Below are 16,563 nucleotides of genomic sequence, written 5' to 3' on the forward strand. Positions count from 1 at the left end.
GCGTGGGCACAGGGGCGCCCACCCTACATTGTTTGCTGTAACGTAGTTAGCAACAAAACGGCATGCCACCTGTGTTTATACACAGTATTTTTCCCACGAACCTTGCTGGCCGGTATAACATTCGATAATGATTATTCTCGGCATCGACCCTGGCTTGCGCACGACCGGCTTTGGCGTCATAGAAAAGCACGGCAGCAAATTGCGCTATATCGCCTCGGGCACCATCAAGACCGGTCTGGAAGGGGCGCTGCCGCCGCGCCTGAAGATCATCCTCGATGGCGTGCGCGAGATCGTCGCGATTTACCAGCCGGCCTGCGCGGCCATCGAAAAAGTCTTCGTCAACGTCAACCCGCAATCGACGCTGCTGTTGGGCCAGGCCCGCGGCGCCGCGATCAGCGCCCTGGTGGGCGCCGACCTCGACGTAGCGGAGTATTCGCCGACCCAGATCAAGCAGGCCGTGGTCGGCACCGGCAAGGCGGCCAAGCCGCAGGTCCAGGACATGGTCTCGCGCCTGTTGACGCTGCCCGGTTTGCCCGGCAGTGACGCCGCCGATGCGCTCGGCGTGGCGATCTGCCACGCCAACACCCACGACACCCTGGCCCTGATCGGCTCGATCGGTCCGCAACTGACTGGCCTGCGCATGAAACGCGGCCGCCTTGTTTAACGAATAAAAAGGTCAAGCATGATTGGTCGCATCTCCGGCATCCTGTTAGAGAAAACGCCGCCGCAACTGCTGGTGGACTGCAACGGCGTCGGCTACGAAGTCGATGTGCCGATGAGCACCTATTACAACCTGCCGCACACCGGCGAGCGCGTGGTGCTGTTCACGCACCAGGCGATCCGCGAGGATGCCCACCTGTTGTTCGGCTTCGGCACGGCCAGCGAGCGCGCCCTGTTCCGCCAATTGATCAAGATTACCGGCGTCGGCGCGCGCACCGCCCTGGGCATCCTGTCCGGCATGTCGGTGGCCGACCTGGCCCAGGCCGTGACCTTGCAGGAATCCGGCCGCCTGGTAAAGATCCCCGGCATCGGCAAGAAGACCGCAGAACGCCTGCTGCTGGAACTGAAGGGCAAACTGGGCGCCGACATCGGCATCGTCGGCGGCGGTGCGCCGCGCGACGACACGCAAGCCGACGTGATGAATGCGCTGATCGCTTTGGGGTATTCTGACAAGGAAGCGCTGGTCGCAACCAAGAACCTGCCGGAAGGCGCGACGGTTTCCGACGGCATCAAGTTTGCATTGAAAGCCTTGTCAAAGGGCTGAGTTTTTCAAAGATAAAAGATGAGCATCCAGACCGACAATTTCACCGAGCAGCGGGTCATCGACGCGGCGCCGGCCTCGCCCAACGAGGAGGCGATCGAACGCGCCTTGCGCCCGAAACAGCTGGACGAATACGTCGGCCAGGCCAAGATCCGCGACCAGCTCGAAATCTTCATCTCCGCCGCGCGCAAGCGCCGCGAGGCGCTCGACCACACGCTGCTGTTCGGCCCGCCGGGCCTGGGTAAAACCACGCTGGCCCACATCATCGCGCGCGAGATGGGCGTGAATTTGCGCCAGACTTCCGGCCCGGTGCTGGAGCGCCCGGGCGACCTGGCCGCGATCCTCACCAACCTCGAGCCGAACGACGTGCTGTTCATCGACGAGATCCACCGCCTGTCGCCGGTGGTCGAGGAAATCCTGTACCCGGCGCTCGAGGACTACCAGATCGACATCGTGATCGGCGAGGGGCCGGCTGCGCGTTCCGTGAAGCTCGACCTGCAGCCCTTCACGCTGGTCGGCGCCACCACGCGCGCGGGCATGCTGACCAACCCGCTGCGCGACCGCTTCGGCATCGTCGCCCGCCTCGAGTTCTACAACGTCGACGAGCTGACCAAGATCGTCACCCGCAGCGCCCACCTGCTGGAAGCACCGATCAACGACGAAGGCGCGCGCGAAGTGGCGATGCGCGCACGCGGCACGCCGCGTATCGCCAACCGCCTGCTGCGCCGCGTGCGCGACTACGCGGAAGTGAAGGGCAATGGCGAGATCACCAAGGACATGGCCGACCGCGCCCTGAAAATGCTCGACGTCGACTCGGTCGGCTTCGACGTCATGGACCGCAAACTGTTGGAAGCGGTGCTGTTCAAGTTCAACGGCGGCCCGGTCGGCATCGGCAACCTGGCGGCGGCCATCGGCGAGGCGGCCGACACCATCGAGGACGTGCTCGAACCCTACCTGATCCAGCAGGGCTATTTGCAGCGCACCCCGCGCGGCCGCATCGCCACCCCGGCCGCCTACCAGCACTTCGGCGTCGCCGCACCGCGTATCAGCCCCACCGGCGACCTCTGGAACAATCTCCGCTGATGCAGATCTGGGTCGACGCCGACGCCTGCCCGGGCGTGATCAAGGAGATCCTGTTCCGGGTGGCCGAGCGTACGCACATCCAGGTGACCCTGGTGGCCAACCAGCTGCTGCGCGTGCCCGGCTCGAAGTTCATCCGCGCGCTGCAGGTGCCGGGCGGCTTCGACGTGGCCGACGCCGAGATCGTCGCGCGCGTACAGCCGAACGACCTGGTGGTCACCGCCGACATTCCGCTGGCCGCCCAGGTGCTGGAGAAGGGCGGCCATGCCCTCAACCCGCGCGGCGATTTCTATACGAAAGACACCATCGCCCAGCAGCTGACCATGCGCGCCTTCATGGAGGAACTGCGCAGCAGCGGCGTCGATACCGGCGGCCCGTCGGCCTTCAGCCAGGCCGACCGCCAGAGGTTTGCCAATGCACTCGATCGGCACCTGGCGCGCCAGCGTCCGATTGAGCGCTAAGCGCGCCAACGCCCTCGACCGCCACCTCGCGCGCCAGCGTCCGCGCACCTGACATTTGTCATCCCAAAGTGGTGGCAGCTGCTTCTGTTGCGGCAGCCGCCAACTTTGCATACTGGTCTCACACCCACCCTGGAGAGACCGATGAAACCCACCGTCCTGAACACCCTGCTGCTGTGCGCCGGCCTGGCCGCCAGCTCCTTTGCTTCGGCTACCGCCACCCTGGTCAAGGACGTGCGCGTCTTCGACGGCAAGGCCGTGCACGAGCGCCGTTCCGTGCTGTTCGACGGCGCGACGATTCTCGATGCCGATTTCCGCGGCGCGCCGCCGCAAGGCGCGCGCATCGTCGATGGCGCCGGCCGCACCCTGTTGCCGGGCCTGATCGACGCCCACACCCACACCTTCCGCTGGCAGGAGCTGCCGGTGCTGTTCGGCGTGACGACCCAGATCGACATGTTCACCGACGTGGGCCTGATGAAACAGGCGAAGCAGGAGATGGCGCAAGGCAGCCGCCATGACCACGCCGACCTGTTCTCGGCCGGCACCCTGGTCACCGCGCCGAACGGCCACGGCACCCAGTTCGGCGTGCCCATTCCCACCATCACCGGCCCCGAACAGGCGCAAGCCTTTGTCGACGCCCGCATCGCCGAGGGATCGGACTTCATCAAGATCGTGATGGGCGGCGGCTACGGCATGCAGTCGATCAGCCTGGCTACGGCCAGGGCGGTGATCGATGCGGCCCACCTGCGCGGCAAGCTGGCCGTGGTCCACATCGGCAACGAACAGGATGCGCGCGCCGTGCTGGAAGCGGGCGCCGACGGCCTGGTGCACCTGTTCCCGGCGGCGTCCGGCGATGCCGAGGGCCTGGCGCGGCTGGCGCGCAGCAAGGGTGCCTTCGTGATCCCGACCTTCGCGGTGTTGGAGAGCATGGCGGGCTGGCGCGGCGACGACTTGCTGGCCAGCCCGGCCCTGGCCGGCCTGCTCGACAAGGATGCGCAGGCGCCGCTCAAGACGCGCTACGGCAACAAGGAACGCGCCGAGCTGCTGGCCGCACCGAAGGCCGTCACCGCGGCATTGGTGAAAGCAGGCGTGCCGGTGCTTGCCGGCACCGATGCCGGCAACCCCGGCACCCAGTACGGCGTGAGCATGCACCGCGAACTGAAGGCCCTGGTCGACGCCGGTCTCACGCCGGCGCAGGCGCTGGCGGCAGCCACCAGCGTGCCCGCGCAGGTCTTCAAGCTGGGCAAGCGCGGCCGCATCGAGCAGGGCTACAAGGCCGATTTGCTGCTGGTGGAGGGCAACCCCACGGCCGACATCCTGGCCACGCGCCGCATCGTCGAAGTCTGGAAGGATGGCGACAGCGCCAACGGCCTGCGCGAAGGCCAGCGCCAGCGCGTCGCCAAGGCGGCGCAAGCGACGCAGCCGGGAAGCGCCAAGGCGCTGGCGCTCCCCGCTGACGGCCGCATCAGCCAGTTCAGTACGCAGCGGCTGGCCAGCCCGTTCGGCATGGGCTGGAGCGCGTCGACCGACAGTTTTGCAGGCGGCAAATCGACCGTCACCCTGAACCCGGGCCAGCCGCTGGCCGACGGCCAGGTGCCGCTCGCGATCGATGCGAAGGTCATGCCGGGCCTGCCCTTCGCCTGGGCCGGGCTGGCCTTCATGCCGGGTACGCAGCCGATGGAGTCCGTCGACTTCAGCACGGTCAAGATGGTGCGCTTTAAGGTGCGCGGCGACGGCAAGACCTACCAGATGATCGCCATGTCGCAGGGCGTGCAGATTCCGGGTGCGCAGTCCTTCACCGCAGGCCCTGAATGGACCGAAGTGACGGTGCCGCTGCGCGAGCTGAAAGGCATCGATCCGGCAACCTTGACCATGTTAGGATTCAACGCCGGTCCGAAGCCGGGCGACTACCGCTTCGAGATCGTCGACGTGCGCCTGCTGACCGAATAACCTTCATGACGATCGCGATGAACACGATGGGGCAAACGATGGCAAGGCTGTGGACGCGGCCGTGGATCCCGCCCGAATACGGCAGGCTGCCTTACCTCTGGCTGCTGAGCCTGGGCTACATGTTCTGGAAATACGCCTACGTGTCGCCAAGCGCGGTCGAGGCGGCGCTGCTGGCCCTGACCATCGTGTTCTTCGTCTGGCTGTACTGCGCCAGCTTCTGGGCGCGCGGCTGGCAGATCGGCGCCTGCATGCTGGGCGGCTGCCTGCTCGGCGCGGCCTGGGTGCACTGGAACGCCGGCGCCGCCACCTTCTTCATCTTCGCCTGTGCCATGGCTGCGGGCATCGTCGACCTGCGCCGCGCCTTCCTGGCAGTGGCCATCGTCTACGTGCTGGCGCTGCTCGCCTCGCTGCTGGCGGCGTCGGCGCAGATGCGCTTCCTGTTCCTGATGCCCCTGCTCACCGCCGGCCTGCCGGTCACCATCGGTTCGATCATGGATGCCCGCCTGCGCCGCTCGCGCCAGGCGCTGCTGCGCAAGCAGGAAGAAGTCGAACACATGGCCACCATCGCCGAACGCGAACGCATCTCGCGCGACCTGCACGATCTGTTGGGCCACTCGCTGTCGCTGATCGCATTGAAGGCGGAACTGGCCGGCAAGCTGGCCGAACGCAACCCGGACGCGTGCCGGCGCGAGATCGCCGATATCGAAGCCACCGCGCGCCAGGCCCTGGGCGAGGTGCGCAGCGCCGTCAGCGGCTACCGCGAGAGCGGACTGGCGCATGCCCTGGCCTCGGCGCGTGCCAGCCTGGCCGCCGCCGACGTCGAACTCGATGAACGGGTCGAGCGCGTGCAGCTGGCGCCGGCGACAGAACACGTGGTGGCGCTGGCCCTGCGCGAAGCGGTGACGAACGTCGTGCGCCACGCCGGCGCGCGCCGCTGCACCTTGTTCCTGGTGCAGGAAGGGGCCAACGCCGTGCTGCGCGTGATGGACGACGGCGCAGGCCTGCGCAATGTGAACGACCTGCGCGAGCTGCGTCACGGGAACGGCCTGAACGGCATGCAGGAGCGGGCGGCGGCCATCGGCGGCAAGCTGGCGCTGGCGGTGGCTGCCACCAGCGGCCTGGCGCTGGAGCTGCGCGTGCCGGCCGGAGAGGCCGCATGATCCGCATCCTGATCGCCGAAGACCAGGCCATGGTGCGCGGCGCCCTGGCCGCCTTGCTCGGGCTGGAGCCGGACATCGCGGTGGTCGCCACCGCCGCCGACGGCATCGAGGCGCTGGCGCTGTGCGAACGGCACGCGCCCGACATCGTGCTGACCGATATCGAGATGCCGCGCATGACCGGGCTGGAACTGGCGGCGCAACTGGCAGCGCGCGGTGCAGCCTGTCGCGTGATGATCGTCACCACCTTCGGGCGCAGCGGCTACCTGCGCCGCGCGCTGTCCGCCGGCGTGCGCGGCTTCCTGCTGAAGGATGCGCCGGCCGACGCGCTGGCCGCGGCGATCCGCACGGTGCATGGCGGCGGCCGCGCCATCGCGCCCGAACTGGCGCTGGAAAGCTGGGGCGGCGCCCAGGACCCGTTGACCGAACGCGAACGGCAGGTGCTGCGCCTGGCGGGCGAGGGCGCCAGCAGCGCCGACATCGCGCGCCAGATCCACCTGTCCGAAGGCACCGTGCGCAACTACCTGTCGGAGGCGATCAGCAAGCTGGGCGCCGGCAACCGGGTCGAGGCCTACCGCCTGGCGCGCGATGCGGGCTGGCTGTAAACAAGCATACCGTTTAGCTGCTGCCGAGGCAGCCATGCGCCATGCATCCTGCCGAGGTGGCATCATCTCCCTTCGATGGCAGGGAGGAGTCGCATGGCGTGGTACGAGCAAAGCTGGCAGGCAGTGCAGGCGGAGTTTTCCGACCTGGGCGACGTGGACGACATCACGCGCATCGTGGTGCGCATGCTGGTGGCCATCGTGCTTGGCGGGCTGCTGGGGTATGAACGCGAATCCGCCGGCGCCTCGGCCGGCCTGCGCACCCACATGCTGGTGTCGCTCGGCTCGGCCTTGTTCGTGCTGATCCCGCTGCAAGCCGGGATGAAGGTCGAAGACCTGTCGCGCGTGCTGCAGGGCGTCACCGCCGGCATCGGCTTCCTGGGCGCCGGCGCGATCCTGAAGCAGCGCGACAAGAACGACATCCGCGGCCTGACCACCGCCGCCAGCGTCTGGCTGACCGCCGCCGTCGGCATCGCGGCCGGCATGGGACGCGAAGCCACGGCCGTGCTGAGCGCCTTGTTTGCCCTGGTCATCCTGGCCATCGTGCGTCCGCCCAAGCGCTGAAGCCGGCTTTTTGTCGCGACCCCAACAAGAATGATAGGTAGCAAGCGGGCGCGGCTTGCCGCCAGGTTTGCTAGGATAATCGGCTCGTGGACACGATGCGGAGGCTCGCATGTCAGAATACAAACGAGCGGATCCACGGGCCAATACACGAACGGCGGCCCGGGTCGAGGATGCCTTGCGCATCCTGCAAACCGACGGGGTGTGCGCGGCCTTTGTGTTCATGCAGCTGGCCGGTGTGCCCCGCCATGTGGCGATACGGTTGCTGTGTTCGCCGGGAAAGCATCGCAAGGCGGACCGGCGCTGCGCGCCGCGTCCCGGCGCCTAGCCTGGGTGCGCATCGGTTGCCGCTCCAGGCTTCCATCCATGAAAAAAGCCCGCCAATTGGCGGGCTCTTCAGTATTGCATCGGCCGCCCATGCTATCTGCATGGTGCGCACCGTTGATCGCGGCGTGATCAGATCGCGCAGATATTTCCGGCTTTTTCGCCTTTTGGACCAGTCGAGCGCACAAACGATACGCGCTGGTTTTCAGCGAGGCTCTTGAAACCCTGCGATTGAATGTCCTGGAAATGGGCGAACAAATCGCCGCCGCCTGCGTCAGGCGAAATGAAGCCGAAGCCTTTTGCATCGTTGAACCATTTTACGGTGCCGGTTTGGGTAGTCATGATTGAATCCTTTTTAAATTTGCATGGGCAAGCGCCCGAATTGCACATTCGACCAAGAGAGGGTATGACGAAGGAAATCAGACGGGACCGCCAAACGGCGAGACAGGAAAGAAAGGCCAACAATAACAACGACTTGATGTAGTGCGAGATGGAAGATACAGGGGTTTGCCGGATTCGCCTAATTATTTCGGATTTATTTTTCTCCCGCGTGCATTTTTTCTTTTTTATAGCGTGTTAGGAAATGACTGTTATGATGGGGAGCCCATTTCCGTTGAATCTCAGTGGATCGGGCATATAAAGGTTTCAACATGCCAGCGCTCCGATTAAGCGGCTTCATCCGTAACAACATGGGGCCGATTCTGCAAGCCTGGGAAGATTTTGCGCGCACCATCGAACCACCCGCACTCACCATGGACGACAGCGAGTTGCGCGACCATGCGCGCCAGATGCTGCAGGCGATCAGCGCCGACCTGGCCATGCCGCAGTCCGAGCACGAGCGCTCCGCCAAGTCGCGCGGCCTCGGCAAGCGCGGGGAGGACGATACGGCCGCGGAAACCCATGCTGAGGCGCGCCTGCTGTCGGGCTACACCGTCGTCCAGCTGGTCTCCGAGTACCGCGCACTCCGTTCGAGCGTGCTGAGCCTGTGGGCGGAGGCCCTCCGCGGCGACGTCCACCCGACGCACATGGAAGACGTCACGAGATTCAACGAAGCCATCGACCAGGCCCTGGCCGAGTCGGTTGCGCGCTACGAGCTCATGGTCAAGCAGACCCAGAACATGTTCCTGGCCATCCTCGGCCACGATCTGCGTAATCCGCTGGGCACGGTGGTGACCGGATCGAGCTTCCTGATGCAAGCGCTCGACATTCCACCGAAATACATCCTGGTGGCGACACGCATGTTCAACAGCGCCAGGCGCATGAGCAAGCTGATCAATGACCTGCTCGACTTCACGCGTACCCACCTTGGGCCAGGCATACCGATCCGCGTCAGGCAGGGCAGCCTGGCCGCTGTCTGCGAAGAGGTCGTCAACGAGTTACGCACCTCGCATCCTGAACAATTGATCGACCTGACGATGCCATCGCATCTCGATGCGATCTTCGACGAAGGGCGCATGGCCCAGGTCCTGTCCAACCTGATCGGCAATGCCATCCAGTATGGCCGCCTGGAGACACCGGTCAGGGTGAGCATGCGTGCCAGCGGGGCCGATGTGATCATCGACGTTAACAATCAAGGAACACCTGTCGCGACCGAGAAGCTGGCGGCCGTGTTCGATCCGATGGTGCGCATCGCCGCCGGTGCACATGCCGCTGACGGCGATTCGGCCAGCAGCAACTACATCGAGCGAACCAGCCTGGGCATCGGCCTCTACATCTCGCGCCAGATCGTCCAGGCGCATGGCGGCACGATTTCCCTCGTCTCCACCCAGGCCGAAGGCACCACCTTTACCGTGACAATGCCGCGCCTGCCCAAGGGATTTGGCGATGCCGGCATACCTGCCTCCCAACAATGAAAGCCGCCATGCACACGTCCATAGACTACCGGCAGTACGCTGCCGGTTCCCGCTTTCCGCCCCCCGGATCGTCCGCACTGCTTGATGACGGCAAGGTGCCCTCATCCGCCTCCACGCCACGCAAGATCCTGGTGGTCGACGACGAACCCGACCTGGCCGACCTGGCAGGAGCATTGTTTTGCGGTCATGGGCTCGATGCCAGGATCGCCCATTCGGCGCAGGAGGCGCTCGCGATCCTCGGCACCGACCCCGAGATCGATGCCGTTTTTTCCGATGTGATGATGCCGGGGATGAACGGCTTGCAGCTGGCGGAAACGATCCGGCACCTGTATCCGAAGGTGCACATCGTGCTGACCACGGGCTTCATCTCGCCTTTGCTGGCGGAAACGCACAGCCAGCACTACCCCTGCGTCAGCAAGCCTTATCGCATCGAAGCAGTAATCGCGCTGTTCGAGTCGCGGCCTGGCAGCCAGGCAGGCAGCTGACGCCATGCAACGGCCGGGTCGCCTGCGCCTTGCGCGTCTGGCGCAGGGTTGGTGGTTCACGCGCCGCCGGACGCATGTCCTGTGACTGATTCCAGCATGCCGGAAGGATTCAGTGCTCCCCTGGTGACGGTCACTTTCTTATTTCGGTGTCGTCTGACGACACCACATGGCCATCGGCGGACTGGGGCGCCATGGCATGCAGGGGCTTTCCTGTCCGCTTGTCCACCAGTTCGGAATGGCGTTCGCCGTCCGCGTACAAATGCCGCTCGCCCCATTGACGCAGCGCCACGACAACCGGGAATAGGGACTTGCCCTGTTCGGTCAACACATATTCCTGGTAAGCGCTGCAGTCCGATGCGGGCCGGGTTGCGAGGATGCCCGCATCGACCAGCCGGCGTAGCCGATCGGACAGGATGTTGCGCGCCACCCCCAGGCTGCGCTGGAAGTCGCTAAACCGGCGCACGCCGTCGAATGCATCGCGCACGACAAGCAGGCTCCAGCGGTCGCCAACGACATCGACCGAGCGCGCAACCGGGCAGGGCTGCCCTTCCATGTTCTTGCGGCTGTTCATTTCGAATACGGGTATCCACAGAAATTGGTTGCATTTTAAAACCAATCTGGCTACGCTCCAACTGGTTTTGATTTGAAACCAGTTTGAGGAGGCCGTATGCAAGCCGATGCCACCACATCCGCTGTCCAGGTGAGCCTGCCGCCGACGCTGTCGCGTGGCGCCGTCCTGCTGTTTGCCTGCGCGAGCGGACTCAGTGTCGCCAACGTGTATTACGCGCAGCCGCTCCTCGACGCCCTGGCCAGGGATTTCTCCATCCCGCATGCCGCGATCGGTACAGTGGTCGGCGCCACGCAAGTGGGATGTGCGCTGGCGCTGGTGCTGCTCGTTCCCCTCGGCGACCTGCTCGACCGGCGGCGGCTGATGCTGGCGCAGGCCCTGATGCTGTCGGCCGTGCTGGCCTTCGTGGGACTGGCATGGTCGGCTGCGATGCTGCTGCTGGCCATGCTGCTGACCGGAGCCCTTGGCACCGCCATGACCCAGGGCCTCATCGCCTATGCCGCCAGTGCCGCATCGGAGAATGAACGGGGGAGGGTGGTGGGCGCCGCCCAGGGCGGTGTCTTTCTCGGCTTGCTGCTGGCGCGCGTGCTGGCGGGCGGCATCAGCGATATCGGCGGCTGGCGCAGCGTGTATCTGTGCGCGGCGGCGGCCATGCTGGTACTCGCGCTGTTGCTGGGTTCGAGGCTGCCCCGCCTTGCGCTTGCGCCTGTGCCGCACCGCATGCATTACGTCCGCCTGATCGGCTCGACCTTCCTGCTGCTCCGGCAAGACCGTGTCCTGCAGGTCCGCGGCATGCTGGCACTCCTGATGTTCGCCGTTTTCAACATCTTCTGGAGCACCATCGTCTTGCCGCTCAGCGCAGCACCGTATTCCTTCTCGCACACGGCAATCGGCGCCTTCGGCCTGGTGGGCGCCGCCGGTGCACTGGCCGCCGCACGCGCCGGACGCTGGGCCGACCAGGGCTTCGAACAAATCACCACGTTCGGCGCACTGGTGCTGCTGCTGGCTGCGTGGATACCCTTGTTCATGCTGGACATGTCGCTCTGGGCGCTCGTCATCGGCATCGTGCTGCTCGATCTGGGCGGGCAGGCGATCCACGTGACGAACCAGAGCATGATCTTCCGGTCGCATGCGGATGGACACAGCCGCCTGGTCGCAGCCTACATGCTATTTTATGCGGCCGGCAGCGGCTTGGGCGCGTTGGCGACAACGGCCGTCTACGCAGCCGCCGGCTGGCAGGGCGTGTGCCTGCTCGGCGCCGGCGTGAGCGGGCTGGCACTGGCTTTCTGGGCAGCGAGCTTGCGGCTCGTCGTGCCTGGACAGGCGATCAGTGCCCCACGCTCTTCGAAAACAGGTTAATCACCAGCACACCCGCAATGATCAGCCCCAGCCCGATCAGCGCCGGCAAGTCCAGGCTCTGTTTGTAGACCACCCAGCTGACGATCGAAATCAGGACGATTCCCACGCCCGACCAGATCGCATACGCGATCCCGGTCGGCAGCACCTTCAGGCTGAAGGTCAGCAGGTAGAACGAGGCGGCATAGCACCCGATGGTCAGCATGCTCGGCCACAGCCGCGTGAAATTGTCGGTGGCCTTCAGCGCCGTGGTGCCGATCACCTCGACGACGATGGCGAGGGCGAGGAAGAGGTAGCTTTGGGTCAGGGTCATCGTATTCTTGAAATAAAAAAGCGGCCCGCAGGCCGCTTCGGATGAAAACAATACCAGCTTACTGTTCGCGCTGCCAGACTTGCGAGCGGCCGAACATCGGTGCGCCGATATAGCCGCGCACTTCCAGCTGCTTGCCGCCTTCGCGCAGGGTGGCCTTGCTCTTGTAGACCTTGCCCTTTTTCGGGTCGAGGATTTCGCCGCCGGTGTATTCGTTGCCGTCCTTTTTCAGGCCCGAGACGATGGTCATGCCGATGATCGGCTGGTTCTTGCGCGAGTCTTCGCAGGCCACGCATTTCGGGTTCTGGTCCACGTTCGGTTCCAGGAACAGCTTTTCGATCTTGCCTTGCAGGGCGCCGTTTTCCTCGGTGATGCGCACCAGGGCTTTCGGCTTGCCGGTTTCGTCGTCGATGGTTTTCCAGAGGCCGACCGGCGAGGCGGTTTGGGCAAAGGCGGCGGCGGAAGTGAACAGCATGGCGGCCAGCAGGCCGGCTTTGGTCAGGGTAGGCATCGGTGTGTCTCCATTGTTGGTTTCCTTGCGCGCAGTGTAGCAAACTGTCGGTGCGCCTTGGCAGCAAAAACGTTGCCGGATGTTTCAGGCGCCGTCCAGCTCCTGGCCCAGCATGATGCGGTGGCCGTCCACGGTGCGCAGGCCGAACTCGCGCATGCCCCAGGGTTCGTCCTGCGGCGCCTTGAAGATGTGGGCGCCGGCCGCGCCGGCGCGCGCATGCCAGGCATCGGCGTCGTCGACCACCAGGTAGGCAAACCAGGAATGGTCGCCCAGCTGCGCCGCCGGCGTCGCGTCCGGGGAGGCGCCGGCCATGATGCGGCAGCCATCGCGCTCGAACATGCGCCAGCCCGGGTCACCCATCTCGTGGACCGTGAAGCCCAGGGCCTCGCAATAGAAGGCGGCCGAGCGTTCGAGGTCGGGCACGGCCAGCACATACATGTGATTGCGGATCATCGGCTTCCTCCAGCAAGGATCGAATCGGGCAGCGTACCGAGATCCAGCACGCACTTTGAAACACATCAATATACGCCTGCTGCTCGTCCATAAGCTGGAAATCGAACACCCTGGGTTGTGCGTTCTCAAACCTTACATTGAGGAAATCCCATGAATATCTTCAAATGGATGAGAAAACTACTTGCCGCAGCCGTCTTCATGCTCGGCGCCGGCGCCGCATCGGCCGCCATCGTCGTGATCGACTTCGACGAAATCGACGGCATCTACATCGATTCGTACAGCGAATCCGGCTATAGTTTTGTCTCGCTCGAAACCGGCCCGGGAGGCGGGCACCTGCATCCGGGCGGCGGCAATTTGTGGCTGCACAGCCAGTACGGGTCCTCGCCCTACCAGATCAAGCGCGAGGACGGCATGAACTTCGATCTGCTCGGCTTCGAGTACCTGGGCGGAACCTCGACCTTCATTGCCGATAACGGCGCAACCTACAACATCGTGGGCGAGGTGCCCCTGACCTTTGTCGAGCTGCCGGCCAGCTTCCAGAACGTGAACTACGTGAACTGGTACATGACCACGCCCGATCCAGACGATATCTACGGCGAAGACTGGGCACGCATCGACAACGTCGTGACGCGGGTGCCGCCGGTACCGGAACCGGCGCATGCCGGTATGCTGGGGCTGGGGCTGGCTGCCCTGGCCGCGGCGCGCCGTTTGCGCAGAAAATAAGGGCGAAAAAAAAGCGGTATGGCGCTTGCACGCCATACCGATCAGGCCCGATGCAGACGCTTACGCTGCCTGCAGCTTGGCCAGTTGCTCCTGCATCTTGGCGAGGGTTGCCGAGAAGTTCGCCAGGCGTTCCTTCTCCTGCGCCACCACGGCTGCCGGTGCGCGCGCGACGAAGCTCTCGCTCGACAGCTTGCCGCTTGCCTTGCCGATCTCGCCTTCCAGGCGCGCGATCTCTTTCGACAGGCGCTCGCGCTCGGCGGCGACGTCGATCTCGACCTTCAGCATCAGCTTGGTGGTGCCGACGATCGACACGGCGGCCGGCGATTCCGGCAGGGCGTCGACGATCTGCACTTCGGCCAATTTGCCGAGCGACTGGATAAACGGCGCGAAGCCGGCCATGTTGGCACGGTCATCCGCGTTGCCCGGTTCGACGATGAGCGGCACGCGCACCGACGGCGACAGCTTCATCTCGCCGCGCAAATTGCGGGTGGCGTTGGTCAGGTCCTTCAGCTGGGCCATCCAGGCTTCGGCGCCTTCGTCGATCAGCGCTTCGTTGGCGATCGGGTAGGGCTGCAGCATGATCGAATCGCCGGTTTTGCCGGCCAGCGGCGCGATCGCCTGCCACAGCGCTTCGGTCACGAACGGGATCACCGGATGCGCCAGGCGCAGGATCACTTCCAGCACGCGCAACAGCGTGTGGCGGGTGGCGCGCTGTTGCGCTTCCGTGCCCTGCTGGACCGTGACCTTGGCCACTTCCAGGTACCAGTCGCAGTACTCGTCCCAGACGAACTTGTAGATGGCGCTGGCGATGTTGTCGAAGCGGTAGTCCTCGAAGCCCTTCGCCACTTCCAGCTCCGCGCGGTTCATCAGCGAGATGATCCACTTGTCGGCCGGCGACAGGTCGGCCGGATCCGGCGCGCCGCAGTCCTTGCCTTCGGTGTTCATCATCACGAAGCGCGTCGCGTTCCACAGCTTGTTGCAGAAGTTGCGGTAGCCTTCGGCGCGGCCGAGGTCGAAGTTGATGTTGCGGCCCAGCGAGGCGTAGCTGGCCATGGTGAAGCGCACGGCGTCGGTGCCGAACGCCGGAATCCCGGTCGGGAACTCCTTGCGCGTGGCCTTGGCGATTTTTTCCGCGGCGCGCGGGTCCATCAGGCCTTGCGTACGCTTGGCCACCAGCGACTCGACGTCGATGCCGTCGATCAGGTCGATCGGGTCGAGGGTGTTGCCCTTCGACTTCGACATCTTCTGGCCCTGCGAATCGCGCACCAGGCCGTGCACGTAGACGGTCTCGAACGGCACCTTGCCGGTGAAGTGCGCGGTCATCATGACCATGCGCGCGACCCAGAAGAAAATGATGTCGAAACCGGTGACCAGCACCGACGACGGCAGGAACATCTTCATGTCCGGCGTTTCTTCCGGCCAGCCCATGGTCGAGAAGGGGACCAGGGCCGACGAGAACCAGGTGTCGAGCACGTCTTCGTCGCGGCGCAGTTCGCCCGTGATGCCTTGCGCGGCGGCCTTGGCCTTCGCTTCTTCCTCGTCGCGCGCGACGATGATGTTGCCCGCTTCGTCGAACCAGGCCGGGATGCGGTGGCCCCACCACAGCTGGCGCGAGATGCACCAGTCCTGGATGTTGCCCAGCCACTGGTTGTAGGTCGTGCTCCAGTTCTCGGGCACGAACTTGATTTCGCCATTGGCGACCTTTTCCAGCGCCACTTCGGTGATCGATTTACCGGGATTGAAGGTGCCTTCCGGCGCCGGCTTGGTCATGGCGACGAACCACTGGTCGGTCAGCATCGGCTCGATGACGACGCCGGTGCGGTCGCCGCGCGGGACCATCAGCTTGTGCGGCTTGATCTGTTCGAGGAAGCCTTGCGCTTCCAGGTCGGCGACGATCTGCTTGCGCGCGGCGAAGCGGTCCAGGCCCTGGTACTGGCTTGGCGCGTTCTCGTTGATCTTCGCGTCGAGCGTCATGATCGTGATCGGCGCCAGGCCCGCACGCTGGCCGACGGCGTAGTCGTTGAAGTCGTGCGCCGGCGTGATCTTCACGCAGCCGGTGCCGAATTCCTTGTCGACATAGCTGTCGGCGATAATCGGGATTTCACGGTCGGTCAGCGGCAGCTTCAGCATCTTGCCGACCAGGCTTGTGTAGCGCTCGTCGGTCGGATCGACCGCCACGGCGACGTCGCCCAGCATGGTCTCGGGGCGGGTGGTGGCCACCGTCAGGCGTCCGGAACCGTCGGCCAGCGGGTACTGGATGTACCACATCGAGCCGTCTTCCTCGACCGAGTCGACTTCCAGGTCGGAGACGGCGGTGCCCAGCACCGGGTCCCAGTTGACCAGGCGCTTGCCGCGGTAGATCAGGCCTTGTTCGTACAGGCGCACGAAGACTTCGGACACGGTCTTCGAGCGGGTCTCGTCCATGGTGAAGTATTCGCGGTTCCAGTCGGCCGAGGCACCCAGGCGGCGCATCTGGCCGGTGATGGTGTTGCCCGACTTTTCCTTCCACTCCCAGACCTTCTTGATGAATTCGTCGCGGCCGAGGTCGTGGCGCGAGATCTTCTGCGCGTCCAGCTGGCGCTCGACCACGATCTGGGTGGCGATGCCGGCGTGGTCGGTGCCCGGGACCCAGGCGGTGTTATAGCCGCGCATGCGGTAGTAGCGCGTCAGGCCATCCATCACGGTCTGGTTGAACGCGTGGCCCATGTGCAGCGTGCCCGTCACGTTCGGCGGCGGCAGCTGGATGCTGAAGGCCGGTTTGTCGGCGTCGAGGGTGGCGGCGAAGTACCCGCGCTGTTCCCACTCGGCGCGCCAGTATTGTTCGATGTCGGCGGGCTCGAAAGACTTGGCTAATTCCATGATGTGGCTGGTGTGTTTGGCGAAAACGATCATTATAGAGGAGGAGGGCGGG

Annotated in this window: 19 protein-coding genes; 13 read left to right on the forward strand and 6 right to left on the reverse strand. The window is 64.9% G+C overall.

Translation table 11 applies throughout. From position 1 onward, the window contains the following. The first annotated feature begins 127 nt into the window (after positions 1 to 127). The 9 genes from ruvC (at position 128) to QPK31_RS21425 (ending at position 7,397) form a co-directional block, all read left to right on the forward strand. On the forward strand, positions 128 to 664 hold the full coding sequence (ruvC, locus tag QPK31_RS21385; protein WP_290424900.1) for a crossover junction endodeoxyribonuclease RuvC: 537 nt from the start codon (positions 128 to 130) through the stop codon (positions 662 to 664). 18 nt (positions 665 to 682) lie between these two features. Beyond that, a complete protein-coding gene (ruvA, locus tag QPK31_RS21390; protein ID WP_290424901.1) occupies positions 683 to 1,264 on the forward strand; it encodes a Holliday junction branch migration protein RuvA in 582 nt (193 codons plus the stop codon). Between the two features lie 18 nt (positions 1,265 to 1,282). Beyond that, positions 1,283 to 2,344, forward strand: a complete 1,062-nt coding sequence (gene ruvB, locus QPK31_RS21395) for a Holliday junction branch migration DNA helicase RuvB (RefSeq protein WP_290424902.1) — start codon at positions 1,283 to 1,285, stop codon at positions 2,342 to 2,344. Next, positions 2,344 to 2,802, forward strand: coding sequence for a YaiI/YqxD family protein (locus QPK31_RS21400; RefSeq protein ID WP_290424903.1), 459 nt, complete (start codon positions 2,344 to 2,346; stop codon positions 2,800 to 2,802). Before ruvB ends, QPK31_RS21400 begins: the two co-directional genes overlap by 1 nt. 141 nt (positions 2,803 to 2,943) lie before the next feature. Beyond that, positions 2,944 to 4,749, forward strand: coding sequence for a CIA30 family protein (locus tag QPK31_RS21405; protein WP_290424904.1), 1,806 nt, complete (start codon positions 2,944 to 2,946; stop codon positions 4,747 to 4,749). Between the two features lie 5 nt (positions 4,750 to 4,754). After that, a complete protein-coding gene (locus QPK31_RS21410; protein WP_290424905.1) occupies positions 4,755 to 5,909 on the forward strand; it encodes a sensor histidine kinase in 1,155 nt (384 codons plus the stop codon). Then, positions 5,906 to 6,511, forward strand: coding sequence for a response regulator (locus QPK31_RS21415; RefSeq protein ID WP_290424906.1), 606 nt, complete (start codon positions 5,906 to 5,908; stop codon positions 6,509 to 6,511). The genes QPK31_RS21410 and QPK31_RS21415 overlap by 4 nt, the downstream gene beginning before the upstream one ends. A gap of 93 nt (positions 6,512 to 6,604) precedes the next feature. Continuing rightward, positions 6,605 to 7,072 (forward strand): MgtC/SapB family protein, encoded by a 468-nt coding sequence (locus tag QPK31_RS21420; protein ID WP_290424907.1) that lies wholly within the window; start codon positions 6,605 to 6,607, stop codon positions 7,070 to 7,072. Between the two features lie 109 nt (positions 7,073 to 7,181). Next, positions 7,182 to 7,397 (forward strand): hypothetical protein, encoded by a 216-nt coding sequence (locus QPK31_RS21425; protein ID WP_290424908.1) that lies wholly within the window; start codon positions 7,182 to 7,184, stop codon positions 7,395 to 7,397. 128 nt (positions 7,398 to 7,525) lie between these two features. On the opposite strand, the gene QPK31_RS21430 is transcribed toward QPK31_RS21425, so the two are convergent. After that, positions 7,526 to 7,735, reverse strand: a complete 210-nt coding sequence (locus QPK31_RS21430; protein WP_290424909.1) for a cold-shock protein — start codon at positions 7,733 to 7,735, stop codon at positions 7,526 to 7,528. 308 nt (positions 7,736 to 8,043) lie between these two features. Here QPK31_RS21430 and QPK31_RS21435 point away from each other — a divergent pair, with 308 nt between their 5' ends. Continuing rightward, positions 8,044 to 9,246 carry a sensor histidine kinase gene (locus QPK31_RS21435; RefSeq protein WP_290424910.1) on the forward strand — a complete coding sequence of 401 codons (1,203 nt, stop codon included), beginning with the start codon at positions 8,044 to 8,046 and terminating at the stop codon, positions 9,244 to 9,246. After that, entirely contained in the window at positions 9,243 to 9,731 is a 489-nt protein-coding gene (locus QPK31_RS21440; RefSeq protein WP_290424911.1) for a response regulator, read from the forward strand. Before QPK31_RS21435 ends, QPK31_RS21440 begins: the two co-directional genes overlap by 4 nt. A 130-nt stretch (positions 9,732 to 9,861) precedes the next feature. Here the strand turns inward: QPK31_RS21440 and QPK31_RS21445 are convergent, their stop codons facing one another. Next, positions 9,862 to 10,302, reverse strand: a complete 441-nt coding sequence (locus tag QPK31_RS21445) for a helix-turn-helix domain-containing protein (RefSeq protein ID WP_290424912.1) — start codon at positions 10,300 to 10,302, stop codon at positions 9,862 to 9,864. A gap of 96 nt (positions 10,303 to 10,398) precedes the next feature. Here QPK31_RS21445 and QPK31_RS21450 point away from each other — a divergent pair, with 96 nt between their 5' ends. Beyond that, positions 10,399 to 11,658 (forward strand): MFS transporter, encoded by a 1,260-nt coding sequence (locus tag QPK31_RS21450; RefSeq protein WP_290424913.1) that lies wholly within the window; start codon positions 10,399 to 10,401, stop codon positions 11,656 to 11,658. Here the strand turns inward: QPK31_RS21450 and QPK31_RS21455 are convergent. From QPK31_RS21455 to QPK31_RS21465, 3 genes are all read right to left on the reverse strand, one after another. Next, positions 11,627 to 11,968, reverse strand: coding sequence for an SMR family transporter (locus tag QPK31_RS21455; protein ID WP_290424914.1), 342 nt, complete (start codon positions 11,966 to 11,968; stop codon positions 11,627 to 11,629). The genes QPK31_RS21450 and QPK31_RS21455 overlap by 32 nt on opposite strands. 58 nt (positions 11,969 to 12,026) lie before the next feature. After that, on the reverse strand, positions 12,027 to 12,476 hold the full coding sequence (locus QPK31_RS21460) for a DUF2147 domain-containing protein (protein ID WP_290424915.1): 450 nt from the start codon (positions 12,474 to 12,476) through the stop codon (positions 12,027 to 12,029). Between the two features lie 84 nt (positions 12,477 to 12,560). Continuing rightward, a complete protein-coding gene (locus QPK31_RS21465; protein WP_290424916.1) occupies positions 12,561 to 12,929 on the reverse strand; it encodes a VOC family protein in 369 nt (122 codons plus the stop codon). 150 nt (positions 12,930 to 13,079) lie between these two features. On the opposite strand from QPK31_RS21465, the gene QPK31_RS21470 reads away from it, so the two are divergent. Beyond that, positions 13,080 to 13,652 carry a PEP-CTERM sorting domain-containing protein gene (locus QPK31_RS21470; protein ID WP_290424917.1) on the forward strand — a complete coding sequence of 191 codons (573 nt, stop codon included), beginning with the start codon at positions 13,080 to 13,082 and terminating at the stop codon, positions 13,650 to 13,652. Positions 13,653 to 13,712: 60 nt separating this feature from the next. On the opposite strand, the gene QPK31_RS21475 is transcribed toward QPK31_RS21470, so the two are convergent. Next, positions 13,713 to 16,511, reverse strand: a complete 2,799-nt coding sequence (locus QPK31_RS21475) for a valine--tRNA ligase (RefSeq protein ID WP_290424918.1) — start codon at positions 16,509 to 16,511, stop codon at positions 13,713 to 13,715. Positions 16,512 to 16,563 lie beyond the last annotated feature (52 nt).

The organism is Massilia sp. YIM B02769 (genome assembly GCF_030411995.1).
GTDB lineage: Bacteria > Pseudomonadota > Gammaproteobacteria > Burkholderiales > Burkholderiaceae_D > Telluria.

What these genes read in the sequence shown, in the direction of transcription:
- ruvC (WP_290424900.1), top strand. Translation starts at nt 128, where the DNA reads ATGATTATTCTCGGCATCGACCCTGGCTTGCGCACGACCGGCTTTGGC.
- ruvA (WP_290424901.1), top strand. Translation starts at nt 683, where the DNA reads ATGATTGGTCGCATCTCCGGCATCCTGTTAGAGAAAACGCCGCCGCAA.
- ruvB (WP_290424902.1), top strand. Translation starts at nt 1,283, where the DNA reads ATGAGCATCCAGACCGACAATTTCACCGAGCAGCGGGTCATCGACGCG.
- QPK31_RS21400 (WP_290424903.1), top strand. Translation starts at nt 2,344, where the DNA reads ATGCAGATCTGGGTCGACGCCGACGCCTGCCCGGGCGTGATCAAGGAG.
- QPK31_RS21405 (WP_290424904.1), top strand. Translation starts at nt 2,944, where the DNA reads ATGAAACCCACCGTCCTGAACACCCTGCTGCTGTGCGCCGGCCTGGCC.
- QPK31_RS21410 (WP_290424905.1), top strand. Translation starts at nt 4,755, where the DNA reads ATGACGATCGCGATGAACACGATGGGGCAAACGATGGCAAGGCTGTGG.
- QPK31_RS21415 (WP_290424906.1), top strand. Translation starts at nt 5,906, where the DNA reads ATGATCCGCATCCTGATCGCCGAAGACCAGGCCATGGTGCGCGGCGCC.
- QPK31_RS21420 (WP_290424907.1), top strand. Translation starts at nt 6,605, where the DNA reads ATGGCGTGGTACGAGCAAAGCTGGCAGGCAGTGCAGGCGGAGTTTTCC.
- QPK31_RS21425 (WP_290424908.1), top strand. Translation starts at nt 7,182, where the DNA reads ATGTCAGAATACAAACGAGCGGATCCACGGGCCAATACACGAACGGCG.
- QPK31_RS21430 (WP_290424909.1), bottom strand. Translation starts at nt 7,735, where the DNA reads ATGACTACCCAAACCGGCACCGTAAAATGGTTCAACGATGCAAAAGGC.
- QPK31_RS21435 (WP_290424910.1), top strand. Translation starts at nt 8,044, where the DNA reads ATGCCAGCGCTCCGATTAAGCGGCTTCATCCGTAACAACATGGGGCCG.
- QPK31_RS21440 (WP_290424911.1), top strand. Translation starts at nt 9,243, where the DNA reads ATGAAAGCCGCCATGCACACGTCCATAGACTACCGGCAGTACGCTGCC.
- QPK31_RS21445 (WP_290424912.1), bottom strand. Translation starts at nt 10,302, where the DNA reads ATGAACAGCCGCAAGAACATGGAAGGGCAGCCCTGCCCGGTTGCGCGC.
- QPK31_RS21450 (WP_290424913.1), top strand. Translation starts at nt 10,399, where the DNA reads ATGCAAGCCGATGCCACCACATCCGCTGTCCAGGTGAGCCTGCCGCCG.
- QPK31_RS21455 (WP_290424914.1), bottom strand. Translation starts at nt 11,968, where the DNA reads ATGACCCTGACCCAAAGCTACCTCTTCCTCGCCCTCGCCATCGTCGTC.
- QPK31_RS21460 (WP_290424915.1), bottom strand. Translation starts at nt 12,476, where the DNA reads ATGCCTACCCTGACCAAAGCCGGCCTGCTGGCCGCCATGCTGTTCACT.
- QPK31_RS21465 (WP_290424916.1), bottom strand. Translation starts at nt 12,929, where the DNA reads ATGATCCGCAATCACATGTATGTGCTGGCCGTGCCCGACCTCGAACGC.
- QPK31_RS21470 (WP_290424917.1), top strand. Translation starts at nt 13,080, where the DNA reads ATGAATATCTTCAAATGGATGAGAAAACTACTTGCCGCAGCCGTCTTC.
- QPK31_RS21475 (WP_290424918.1), bottom strand. Translation starts at nt 16,511, where the DNA reads ATGGAATTAGCCAAGTCTTTCGAGCCCGCCGACATCGAACAATACTGG.